General features: G+C 62.7%; 10 protein-coding genes and 1 tRNA gene. 8 read left to right on the forward strand and 3 right to left on the reverse strand.

The window, feature by feature from the left end; translation table 11 throughout:
* Positions 1 to 111: 111 nt before the first annotated feature.
* Positions 112 to 198, reverse strand: a tRNA-Leu gene (locus Q8Q83_RS07580).
* 206 nt (positions 199 to 404) lie between these two features.
* Between Q8Q83_RS07580 and rnr the strand changes: the two genes are divergently transcribed.
* The 8 genes from rnr to alr all read left to right on the forward strand — a co-directional run bounded on the left by rnr (position 405) and on the right by alr (position 8,739).
* Entirely contained in the window at positions 405 to 2,951 is a 2,547-nt protein-coding gene (gene rnr, locus Q8Q83_RS07585) for a ribonuclease R (RefSeq protein WP_305622539.1), read from the forward strand.
* Entirely contained in the window at positions 2,948 to 3,715 is a 768-nt protein-coding gene (gene rlmB, locus Q8Q83_RS07590) for a 23S rRNA (guanosine(2251)-2'-O)-methyltransferase RlmB (RefSeq protein WP_305622540.1), read from the forward strand. Before rnr ends, rlmB begins: the two co-directional genes overlap by 4 nt.
* Positions 3,716 to 3,950: 235 nt before the next feature.
* Positions 3,951 to 4,373, forward strand: coding sequence for a 30S ribosomal protein S6 (gene rpsF / locus Q8Q83_RS07595; protein WP_305622542.1), 423 nt, complete (start codon positions 3,951 to 3,953; stop codon positions 4,371 to 4,373).
* A gap of 27 nt (positions 4,374 to 4,400) precedes the next feature.
* Entirely contained in the window at positions 4,401 to 4,631 is a 231-nt protein-coding gene (gene rpsR, locus Q8Q83_RS07600) for a 30S ribosomal protein S18 (RefSeq protein ID WP_069519637.1), read from the forward strand.
* Between the two features lie 36 nt (positions 4,632 to 4,667).
* Positions 4,668 to 5,561: a hypothetical protein gene (locus Q8Q83_RS07605; RefSeq protein WP_305622543.1), complete on the forward strand. Its 894-nt coding sequence runs from the start codon at positions 4,668 to 4,670 to the stop codon at positions 5,559 to 5,561.
* 21 nt (positions 5,562 to 5,582) lie between these two features.
* The gene (gene rplI / locus Q8Q83_RS07610) at positions 5,583 to 6,029 is read left to right on the forward strand and encodes a 50S ribosomal protein L9 (protein WP_305622545.1); all 447 of its coding nucleotides are present in this window, start codon (positions 5,583 to 5,585) and stop codon (positions 6,027 to 6,029) included.
* A 129-nt stretch (positions 6,030 to 6,158) separates the two neighbouring features.
* A complete protein-coding gene (dnaB, locus tag Q8Q83_RS07615; protein ID WP_305622547.1) occupies positions 6,159 to 7,553 on the forward strand; it encodes a replicative DNA helicase in 1,395 nt (464 codons plus the stop codon).
* Positions 7,554 to 7,659: 106 nt separating this feature from the next.
* Positions 7,660 to 8,739, forward strand: a complete 1,080-nt coding sequence (gene alr / locus Q8Q83_RS07620) for an alanine racemase (protein WP_305622548.1) — start codon at positions 7,660 to 7,662, stop codon at positions 8,737 to 8,739.
* A 149-nt stretch (positions 8,740 to 8,888) separates the two neighbouring features.
* On the opposite strand, the gene Q8Q83_RS07625 is transcribed toward alr, so the two are convergent.
* A complete protein-coding gene (locus Q8Q83_RS07625) occupies positions 8,889 to 10,799 on the reverse strand; it encodes a diguanylate cyclase domain-containing protein (protein WP_305622550.1) in 1,911 nt (636 codons plus the stop codon).
* Between the two features lie 161 nt (positions 10,800 to 10,960).
* A partial coding sequence (locus Q8Q83_RS07630) for a GGDEF domain-containing protein (protein ID WP_305622552.1) occupies positions 10,961 to 11,286 on the reverse strand: 326 nt, incomplete at its 5' end.

Here is an 11,286-nt window from a genome sequence, read left to right on the forward strand (position 1 = left end):
TGTCTACCAATTTCACCACCTGGGCATTGCAGCAAGCTTAACCGTTGCCGGTACGGAGCGTTGCGTCCGTTTATATTGCAAGAAGCCAGTCAGTGACTCGATTCTTGAATTTGGTGCCCAGGAGAAGACTCGAACTTCCACGATCTTGCGATCACTGATACCTGAAACCAGCGCGTCTACCAATTCCGCCACCTGGGCACTGAAACGATGATTCCTCATGCGTTCCGTGTTACAACGTCTGTCCGACGCTGTGGGCGCGAACTATACGGGCGAGCTTTTGCCTTGTAAACCCCTGGCGTCGAAAAAAATAATGTCGCGGTAAAAGCTGACCCCGAAGCCTTTTTCGCGCTTCAATAGGCACATGACCCGCACATATATACATACGCAAAGGTAGCTCTCTCTCAATGGCCGATTGGCAATCCCTCGATCCCGAGGCCGCCCGTGAAGCGGAAAAATACGAAAACCCCATTCCAAGTCGTGAGCTGATACTGCAGCACCTGGCCGATCGTGGCTCGCCGGCAGCGCGCGAAGAGCTGGCCGACGAGTTCGGCCTGGCCACTGAGGATCAACTGGAGGCGTTGCGGCGTCGCCTGCGCGCCATGGAGCGTGATGGTCAGCTGATCTATACCCGCCGCGGCACCTATGCGCCGGTGGACAAGCTCGACTTGGTGCTGGGCCGCATCAGTGGCCATCGCGATGGCTTTGGTTTCCTGATCCCGGACGATGGCAGCGACGACCTGTTCTTGAGTCCCGCGCAGATGCGCCTGGTGTTCGATGGCGACCGTGCGCTGGCCCGCGTCACCGGGCTCGACCGTCGTGGTCGGCGCGAAGGCGGTGTGGTCGAGGTGATTTCCCGCGCCCATGAATCCATAGTCGGCCGCTACTACGAAGAAAGTGGCATCGGTTTTGTCGTCGCCGACAATCCGAAGATCCAGCAGGAGGTGCTGGTCACTCCGGGCCGTAATGCCGGGGCCAAGCAGGGCCAGTTCGTCGAGGTGAAGATCACCCACTGGCCGACTCCGCGCTTCCAGCCCCAGGGCGATGTGGTCGAGGTGGTTGGCAACTATATGGCGCCGGGCATGGAGATCGACGTCGCCCTGCGTAGCTATGACATCCCGCATGTCTGGCCGGAAGCCGTGGTCAAGGAAGCGCGCAAGCTCAAGCCGGAAGTCGAGGAGAAGGACAAGGAGAAGCGCGTCGATATGCGCCATCTGCCGTTCGTCACCATCGACGGCGAAGATGCCCGCGACTTCGACGATGCGGTGTATTGCGAGAAGAACGGCAGCAACTGGCGCTTGTTCTCCGGCGGCTGGAAGCTCTATGTGGCCATCGCCGACGTCTCCCACTATGTGAAGATCGACTCGGCGCTGGATGCCGAGGCCCAGGTGCGCGGCAACTCGGTGTATTTCCCCGAGCGGGTGATCCCGATGCTGCCGGAGGAGCTGTCCAACGGCCTGTGCTCGCTGAACCCGCAGGTCGATCGTCTGGCCATGGTCTGCGAGATCAGCATTTCGAAAACCGGCAAGATGACCGATTACCAGTTCTATGAGGCGGTGATCCATTCCCATGCGCGCCTGACCTACAACAAGGTCAGCGCCATGCTCGAGCAGCCCAAGAGCAGTGAAGGCAAGGCGTTGCGCAGCGAATACAAGGAAGTGCTGCCGCACCTCAAGCAGCTCTATTCGCTGTACCAGGTATTGCTGGCGGCGCGCCATGAGCGTGGTGCCATCGACTTCGAGACCCAGGAAACCCGCATCATCTTCGGTGCTGGGCGCAAGATCGCCGAGATTCGCCCAACCCAGCGCAACGATGCGCACAAGTTGATCGAAGAGTGCATGCTGGCCGCCAACGTGGCCACCGCCGCCTTTATGCAGAAGCATGAAATTCCGGCGCTGTACCGGGTGCATGACGGCCCGCCGCCCGAGCGGGTGGAGAAACTCAAGGCGTTTCTGACCGAGCTGGGCTTGTCGCTGCATCGCGGCAAATCCAAGGACGGCCCGACGCCCAAGGATTACCAGGCTCTGCTGGAAAGCATTCGCGAGCGTCCTGACTATCACCTGATCCAGACCGTGATGCTGCGCTCGCTCAGTCAGGCGGTGTACAGCGCGGATAATCAGGGGCACTTCGGCCTGAATTACGAGGCTTACGCGCACTTCACCTCGCCGATTCGCCGCTACCCGGATCTGCTGATCCATCGGGCGATTCGCAGCGTGATCCGCTCCAAGCAGGATACCCCGCACGTGCAGCGTGCCGGCGCGGCGATCATGCCCAAGGCGCGTATCTATCCCTACGATGACGCCATTCTCGAGCAGCTCGGTGAGCAGTGCTCGATGTCCGAGCGGCGCGCCGACGAGGCCACGCGCGATGTGGTGAACTGGCTGAAATGCGAGTTTATGAAGGACCGCGTCGGCGAGACCTTCCCGGGGGTGATCACCGCGGTGACCGGTTTCGGCCTGTTCGTCGAGCTGCAGGACATCTACGTGGAAGGCCTGGTGCATGTCACCGCCTTGCCGGGCGACTACTACCACTTCGACCCGGTCCATCATCGTCTGGCCGGTGAACGCAGTGGCCGCAGTTTCCGTCTGGGCGATAGCGTGGAAGTGAAGGTCATGCGCGTCGATCTGGATGAACGCAAGATCGACTTCGAACTGGCGGAAGGCAAGGCGGTCGCCCCGGCGGGCCCGCGGCGCGGTGGCTTCGAGTCGGCCTCCAGCAAGACTGGACGCCGGAGCGAGCGTGCCGGTGCCGGCAATACCGATGTGGAAAAAAGCCGTGCGCTGAAAAAATCGTTGTTGGCCGAGTCGAAGGGCAAGCCCGGCCAAGGCCGCGGTGCTAAGAGCGAGCCGGTCAAGCCGGCGGGCGCTGCTAAAGCTGGCGGTCATCGCAAGGGCGCCGCGTCAGGTGCTGCGCCGGCTTCGGGTGGGCCACGCAAGCGTAAGGCGAAATCATGAGTCAGTTGGAAAAGATCTACGGCGTACATGCCGTAGAAGCCCTGCTGCGTCACCACCCGAAGCGGGTCAAGCAGGTCTGGCTGGCCGAGGGGCGTAGCGATCCGCGGGTGCAAAGCCTGCTGGCGCTGGCGGCCGAGGCGCGGGTCGCGGTCGGTCAGTGTGAGCGGCGCGAGATGGATGCCTGGGTCGAGGGCGTGCATCAGGGCGTGGTGGCGGATGTCAGCCCCAGCCAGGTGTGGGGCGAGGCGATGCTCGACGAGTTGCTCGATCGCGCCGAAGGTCCGCCCTTGTTGCTGGTGCTGGATGGGGTGACCGATCCGCACAACCTCGGCGCCTGCCTGCGTACTGCCGATGCGGCCGGTGCGCTGGCGGTGATAGTGCCGAAGGACAAGTCCGCCACGCTGAATGCCACGGTGCGCAAGGTTGCCTGTGGCGCCGCCGAGGTGATTCCGCTGGTGGCGGTGACCAACCTGGCGCGCAGCCTGGAGAAACTCCAGCAGCGCGGTCTGTGGGTGGTCGGCACGGCCGGCGAGGCCGAGCAGGAGCTGTATGAGCATGACCTGACCGGGCCGACCGTGCTGATCATGGGGGCCGAAGGCAAAGGCATGCGCCGCCTGACTCGCGAGCACTGCGATTACCTGGTCAAGCTGCCGATGGCGGGCGGCGTCAGCAGCCTCAATGTCTCGGTGGCGACCGGGGTCTGTCTGTTCGAGGCGCTGCGTCAGCGCAGCAACAAGCACAAAGCCACCAGTCGCAAGCCTTAAGCTGGGTTGGGCTGAGTGTCGCTCGGCCCAACCGCGCGTCATTCGTGCGCACCCCATCGCGTTGTTCAAATAATCGCCAGTTCGCCTTGCTTGTGCCCGGGGGCTTCACTAGAATGTCGCCCCTTGCCGCGACGGCAGGCGCTGTTGTGCCCTTCTGTCGCAGCAAGACAAACAGTGTCATTCACTCCTTGCCTGACCGCATTTGGCGGCAGGCTACAACCCGTAAGGAGCATTTATGCGTCATTACGAAATCATCTTTCTGGTTCACCCGGACCAGAGCGAGCAAGTCGGCGGCATGGTTGAGCGTTACACCAAGCTGATCGAAGAAGACGGCGGCAAAATTCACCGCCTGGAAGATTGGGGTCGTCGTCAGCTGGCTTACGCCATCAACAACGTCCACAAGGCTCACTATGTGATGCTCAACGTTGAGTGCACCGGCAAAGCCCTGGCTGAGCTGGAAGACAACTTCCGTTACAACGATGCCGTGATCCGTAACCTGGTCATCCGTCGCGACGAGGCCGTTACTGACCAGTCCGAGATGCTCAAGGCCGAAGAAAACCGCAGTGAGCGTCGTGAGCGTCGTGACCGTCCTGAACACGCCGATTCTGTTGATGGCGATGACAGTGACAGCAGCGACAGCGACAACGCTGACGAGTAATCCACGGATCTATTGAGGAGCCAACTCATGGCACGTTTCTTCCGTCGTCGTAAATTCTGCCGTTTCACCGCTGAAGAGGTGAAAGAGATCGATTTCAAAGATCTCAACACCCTGAAAGCCTACATCTCGGAAACCGGCAAGATCGTTCCTAGCCGTATCACCGGTACTAAGGCTCGTTATCAGCGTCAGCTGGCTACCGCTATCAAGCGCGCCCGCTTCCTGGCCCTGCTGCCTTACACCGACAGCCACGGCCGCTGAGACCGGATGTTCGACAAGAAGTAAGGGATAAATTGCATGCGCGCCTTAGCTGAATTCATTATGCGCGGCCGTATGCAGGCCACCCTGGTGGTGGTTGTTTCTGCGGCATTGCCGCTGCTGTTCTGGTTAAGTGCTGCCGCTGGAAGCCTGGTGCTTCTGCGGCGCGGTTGGAGTGATGCCCTGGGCATCCTCGCCTGGGCCCTGCTACCGGCCATTGGCTGGTGGTATTTCGGTGAACCGCGCACCCTGTTGGTGTTGCTCGGTGCGCTGGGGTTGGCGCTGTTGTTACGCGCCGCCCCGTCCTGGAATCGTGTGCTGCTCTGCAGCGTGGCATTGGGCCTGGTGTATGGGTTGATCTTGGGCGCGCAGTTTCGCGAACCCATCGAGGCAATGGCGCTTGAGCTGCAAAAGCTCATGCCGCAAATGCTCGATGGCATGCACCAGCAGATGTCGGTGGATGAGCGAGCACGCCTGGATAGCCTGATTGCACCGGTACTGACCGGTTTGATCGCGGCGTTGTTGCAGATAGTCAGCCTGTTGAGCCTGATGCTTGGGCGCTTCTGGCAGGCGCAGTTGTATAACCCGGGTGGTTTCGGGCGCGAGTTTCGCGCGTTGCGACTGCCTACTCCGCTGGCGATGTTGCTGCTGGTCGGCATGCTGTTGGGGCCCAATCTGGGCTCGCAAATGGCCATGTTGACGCCGTTGTGCAGTGTGCCGTTGGCGTTTGCGGGCATCGCCCTGTTGCATGGGTTGGTGGCGCAAGGTCGGCTGGCGAAGTTCTGGCTGGTCGGGTTGTACATCACGCTGTTGCTGTTTATGCAGCTGACTTATCCGTTACTGGTGGTTTTGGCCATTGTCGACAGTCTGTTTGATTTTCGTGGTCGCTTCGAGCGCAAGCACGGCTCGGGCCCCGCGAACGGTGAAGGTTAAAAGTTAAGAGGTTATTACCAAATGGAACTGATCCTGCTGGAAAAAATCGCCAACCTGGGCAACCTGGGCGATAAAGTGAATGTTAAGGCTGGTTACGGCCGTAACTTCCTGCTGCCGCAAGGCAAAGCCACCGCGGCTACCCCTGCCAACGTTGCTGCTTTTGAAGCACGTCGCGCCGAGCTGGAAAAACTGGCTGCCGAGAAGAAAGCTTACGCTGAATCCCGCGCTGCCCAGCTGGCTGAACTGGAAGTCACCATCACCGCTACCGCGGGCGATGAAGGCAAACTGTTCGGCTCCATCGGTACTCACGACATCGCTGAAGCCCTGACCGCCTCTGGCGTTGAAGTGGCCAAAGCTGAAGTGCGTCTGCCGAACGGCACCATTCGCCAGGTTGGCGAATTCGACGTAGCCGTGCACCTGCACAGCGACGTTGAAGCAACCGTACGGGTTGTTGTCGTAGCAGCCTAATCGGCCGCTAAACGGGCTTGCACTTGGGTGCGGGCTCGCTAACATCGGGCACGGCATTGCGTAAGCGCTGCCGTGCCCTTTGTTTTTGTACGCAGAGTTTTATCACGCAGAATTTTCGCCCAGAGCCTTATGAACGACATCAGCCTTCCCGAACAGTACGACCTGCAAACCTCTGCCCTGAAGGTGCCGCCGCACTCGATCGAGGCCGAGCAAGCCGTGCTCGGCGGCCTGATGCTGGACAACAATGCCTGGGAGCGGGTGCTCGATCAGGTCTCAGATGGCGACTTCTACCGCCACGACCATCGCCTGATCTTCCGCGCCATCTTCAAGTTGGCCGAGCGTAACCACCCCTTCGATGTGGTGACCGTATCCGAGCAGCTGGACAAGGAGGGTCAACTATCCCAAGTCGGCGGCCTGGCCTATCTCGGCGAGCTGGCCAAGAACATCCCGTCGGTGGCCAACATCAAGGCCTATGCGCAGATCATTCGTGAACGCGCCACCCTGCGCCAGTTGATCGGCATCAGCGGTGAAATCGCCGACAGTGCCTACTCGCCGCAAGGCCGCACCGGCGAGGAGATCCTCGACGAGGCCGAGCGGCTGATCTTCCAGATCGCCGAGGCGCGGCCGAAGAGCGGTGGCCCGGTGGGAATCAACGACATTCTGGTCAAGGCCATTGACCGTATCGACACCCTGTTCAACTCGGGCGATGCGATCACCGGGCTGTCCACCGGCTTCACCGATCTGGATGCGCAGACCAGCGGCCTGCAGCCGGCGGACCTGGTCATAGTCGCCGGCCGCCCGTCCATGGGTAAGACCACCTTCGCCATGAACCTGGTGGAAAACGCCGTGCTGCGCAGCGACAAGGCCATAGTGGTGTACTCCCTGGAGATGCCCTCCGACTCCATCGTCATGCGTATGCTCGCGTCGCTCGGGCGCATCGACCAGACCAAGGTGCGCGCCGGCCGCCTGGACGACGACGATTGGCCGCGCCTGACCTCGGCGGTCAACCTGCTCAACGACCGCAAGCTGTTTATCGACGACACCGCCGGCATCTCGCCGTCGGAGATGCGGGCGCGCACCCGGCGCCTGGCCCGCGAGCACGGCGAGATCGGCATGATCATGGTCGACTACCTGCAGCTGATGCAGATCCCCGGCTCCAGCGGCGACAGCCGGGTGAACGAGATCTCCGAGATATCGCGCTCGCTGAAGGCCCTGGCCAAGGAATTCAACTGCCCGGTGGTGGCGCTGTCGCAGCTCAACCGCGGGCTTGAACAGCGCCCGAACAAGCGCCCGATCAACTCCGACTTACGTGAATCCGGGGCGATCGAGCAGGACGCCGACATCATCATGTTCGTCTACCGGGACGAGGTGTATCACCCGGAAACCGAGTACAAGGGCGTCGCCGAAATCATTATCGGCAAGCAGCGTAACGGCCCGATCGGCACCACGCGCCTGGCCTTCCTCGGCAAGTATTCGCGTTTCGAGAACCTGGCGCCGGGCAGCTATCAGTTCGACGAGGATTGATCGTTCGCTGGTGCAACGAAATCGCCGCCGATCCCGCGGCAGATCAATAAAAACGGGCGACCAGTGGTTAAACTGGCCGCCCGTTTCGTTTTAAGGACCTTTTCGCATGCGCCCCCTAATCGCCAGCATCGATCTGAGCGCCATCCGCCATAACCATGCGGTGGCCAAGCGCTGCGCGCCGGGGCGCCAGGCCTTTGCGGTGGTCAAGGCCAATGCCTATGGCCATGGCGTGCGTGAAGTGGTCACGGCGCTGTTTGATGAGGCCGACGGCTTTGCCGTGGCCAGCCTGGAGGAGGCCGCCGAGGTGCGGGCGCTGCATGGCGCGGCGCGGATTCTGCTGCTGGAAGGCTGCTTCGAGGCGGCGGAGTATCAGTTCGCCGCGCAGCTGGGGCTGGATCTGGTGGTGCATAGCGAGCTGCAGGCGCAGCAATTGCTCGCGGCCAGCCTGAGCCGGCCGTTGAATATCTGGCTGAAGCTGGACAGCGGCATGCACCGTCTGGGCTTGAGTGAAGCTGCCGTGCGCGAGTGGCACGGGCGCCTGCTGGGCGCCGGCCAGGTCGCCGAGCTGAACCTGCTCAGCCACTTCGCCTGCGCCGATGAGCGGGGCAGTGAAATGACCGAGCAGCAGCTGGAGGCCTTTCTCGACCTGCTCGACCTGGATTTTGCCCAGCGTTCATTGGCCAACTCGGCGGCGATCCTGACCATTCCGGCGGCCCATATGGATTGGCTGCGTCCGGGCATCATGCTTTACGGCGCCACGCCTTTCGCCGACTTGGGCGTTGCCGAGTTGGGCTTGAAACCGGCCATGAGCTTAACCGCGCAGCTGATCGCCTGCCGCGAGGTGGCGGTCGGCGAGGGCGTCGGTTATGGCGGCAGCTGGCGGGCCGAGCGGCCATCGCGCATCGGCACTGTGAGTTGCGGTTACGCCGACGGTTACCCGCGCCATGCCCCCAGCGGCACGCCGGTGCTGGTGCGCGGCCAGCGCGTGGCGTTGGTCGGGCGGGTGTCGATGGATATGTTGACGGTCGACCTGACCGATCTGCCGAATGCGGCGGTGGGCGATGCGGTCGAGCTGTGGGGCGCGCAGTTGCCGGTGGACGAGGTGGCGCAGGCGGCCGGTACCCTCGGCTACGAGCTGCTGAGCAAGGTCACCCAGCGCGTGCCACGGCGCTACCACCAGGGCTGAGAACCTGTTCACGATCTCGCGAGCTAGAGATAGGCGGTGGCGAAAACGGCCGAGGAAGCGGAGTTTACGAGCTGTAAATGAGCATTCTGAGGTAGTTTTCAACGCCGTTTAGCCGACGCGCAGCAGATCGTGAACAGGTTCTGAGGCTGTCAGCCCAGGCCGCTCGGTACGCTCAGCACGTCCAGGTGCAGGCGGGCGCTACTGCTCAGCTCGCCATCATCGCCGCACACGGCGGAGCCCGAGCGGCCGCGGCCCTTGACCTTGTACAGCATCTCGTCGGCGGCCTTGTACAGACCGGCGAAGTGGCTGGCGTGCTGCGGATACAGCGCCGCGCCGATGCTGATGGTCACGGTCAGCCGCTCGGCGCCGTACAGCACCGGTTGCGCCAGCTCGGCGAGCAGGCGCTCGGCAATTTCCCGGGCGTGCAGTTCGGCATCCGCGCCGCCGATCAGCACCGCGAACTCATCGCCACCCAGGCGTGCCACGGTGTCGCCGGCGCGCACATGCTCGCGCAGGCGCTGGGCGATCGCCTGCAGCATCAGATCGCCGGCATCGTGGCCGAAGCGGTCATTGATCGGCTTGAAGTGATCCAGATCGATCAGCATCAGGGCAATCGACTCGCCATGGCGGATGGCGTTGGCCAGGGCCGCCTCGCAGTGTTCGATCAGATAGCGGCGATTGGGCAGCTCGGTCAGCGGGTCGTGGAAGGCGGCGTGTTGCAGCGCCTGTTCGCGCTGCTGCAGGCGCTCATTGGTGGCGGCCAGTTCGGCCGTGCGCTCGGTAACGGCTTGCTGCAGCTCATCGGCATTGGCCTGGATCAAGGCCAGGCGCGCGCTTTTCTCCCGATCCGCCTGCAGCTTGGCTTCGGCTTTTTCCTGCTTGAGGATCTGAATGCGGTAGGCCAGGGCGAAGGAGAACAGTATGGCTTCGGCGGCCACGGCCAGGGGGAACAGGTAGGCGGTGGATTCGCCCGGCTGGATCAGCCCGGCGGCGCGCAGCACCAGAATCACAAAGCTCAGCAGCACGCCGCCGTAGCCCAGCAGGTAGAACAGCGCCGGGGTAAAGCCCTGCTTCCAGCGGATGGCGGCGCAGAGCAGCAGGGTCGGTACCGTGATAATCGGGATCAGCCCGATGACCATGCCGCTTGCGCTGCGATAGCCCGCCAGGTTGACGGCCAGGGCCATCAGGTAGAGCAGGGTGCAGCCATTGAGTAGGTGGTGGGCAATGCGCACTGTGGTGCGGGTGGAGAGTAGTTCCTGGGCGAAACGCAGGATGCCGAGGCTGACCAGAATGGGCAGGCTGATGCGATCCAGCCAGACCGGCACCGGGCCAGCGGGCCATAGATACTGAAAGCCATGGCCGCTCATGCTGGCGATAAACACCAGCGAGGCCGCCATGGTCAGCACATACCAGAGATAAGCCGGGTCGCGCAGCGCCAGCAGGATAAACAGGTTGTACAGCAGCAGGGCGAGAATCACCCCGTAGATCAGACCCAGGCTCAGGTGTTCGCGCTTGGCCTGCTGGTCCAGGTCCTGCAACTGCCAGGCGCGCAGGGGGAAGGAGTTGCCCGCCGGGTCGAAGCTGCGCAGGTAGAAGGTCAGGGGCTGGCTGCCCAGTTCCGGCAGGCGGAACACGGCGCGCCGATAGTCGTGGTCGCGGCCTGCGGCGAAGCTGACCCGCTCGCCGGCCTGGCGGGTCTGCCAGAGGCCTTGTGCGTCTGGCAGGAACAGCTGCAAGTCGAGCAAGGTGACTGCGCCCACTTCCAGCCACCACTGGCTGGGCGCCGCGCTGTTGCGTTGCAGGCTGACCTTGATCCACCAGGGGTTGCGGCTCTGCCCGACGCTGGTGCGCCCGGCGGCCGGTTGAAAGCGACTCTGGATCGCCGGATCGGCCATGTCGGCGATAGTCAGCCGGCCATCGACATCTTCCAGCAGCTCGGTTTGTCCATTTAACAGGCTGCCGCTGCTGGCGGGCGTCAGCGGTATGGGGGCCGCGCTGGCCGAGACGGCAACACAGACCAGACTGAGGAGCAGGAGAATCGAGAGGACTAGGCGCTGCACCGCGTGCTTCCTGGGGTCGAGGCAGATAGCCGCGAGTATAAGCACAATGGCACGGATAAACAGAGGCCGACTGGCGGATGGCCATAGAGGGGGCGGGTAAGGCTGGAGCAGCTTGCTTGTGGCCATGCCGCCAGCATTCGCTGCCCCGCTGACGGAGCCGGTCAGCTGAGCCCGCTGGGTACGTTCAGTACGTCCAGATACAGACGCGTGCTGCTGCTCAGTTCGCCATCCTCACCGCAGACCGCCGAGCCCGAGCGGCCGCGGGCCTTGACCTTGTAGAGCATCTCATCGGCGGCCTTGTACAGGCTGGTGAAGTTGCTGGCGTGCTGTGGATAGAGCGCCACGCCGATGCTGATGGTTACGGTCAGGCGTTCGGCGCCATACAGCACAGGTTGCGCCAGTGCAGCGAGCAGGCGGCCGGCGATATCCCGGGCGTGCTGCTCGGCATCGGCGCCGCCGATCAGCACGGCGAATTCATCGCCGCCCA

This window comes from Pseudomonas sp. (assembly GCF_030696055.1).
Taxonomy (GTDB): domain Bacteria; phylum Pseudomonadota; class Gammaproteobacteria; order Pseudomonadales; family Pseudomonadaceae; genus Aquipseudomonas.

Excerpts from the sequence above, each read along its gene's own strand:
- rpsF (WP_305622542.1), top strand. The coding sequence starts at position 3,951 with ATGCGTCATTACGAAATCATCTTTCTGGTTCACCCGGACCAGAGCGAG.
- rpsR (WP_069519637.1), top strand. The coding sequence starts at position 4,401 with ATGGCACGTTTCTTCCGTCGTCGTAAATTCTGCCGTTTCACCGCTGAA.
- rlmB (WP_305622540.1), top strand. The coding sequence starts at position 2,948 with ATGAGTCAGTTGGAAAAGATCTACGGCGTACATGCCGTAGAAGCCCTG.
- Q8Q83_RS07605 (WP_305622543.1), top strand. The coding sequence starts at position 4,668 with ATGCGCGCCTTAGCTGAATTCATTATGCGCGGCCGTATGCAGGCCACC.
- alr (WP_305622548.1), top strand. The coding sequence starts at position 7,660 with ATGCGCCCCCTAATCGCCAGCATCGATCTGAGCGCCATCCGCCATAAC.
- rnr (WP_305622539.1), top strand. The coding sequence starts at position 405 with ATGGCCGATTGGCAATCCCTCGATCCCGAGGCCGCCCGTGAAGCGGAA.
- dnaB (WP_305622547.1), top strand. The coding sequence starts at position 6,159 with ATGAACGACATCAGCCTTCCCGAACAGTACGACCTGCAAACCTCTGCC.
- rplI (WP_305622545.1), top strand. The coding sequence starts at position 5,583 with ATGGAACTGATCCTGCTGGAAAAAATCGCCAACCTGGGCAACCTGGGC.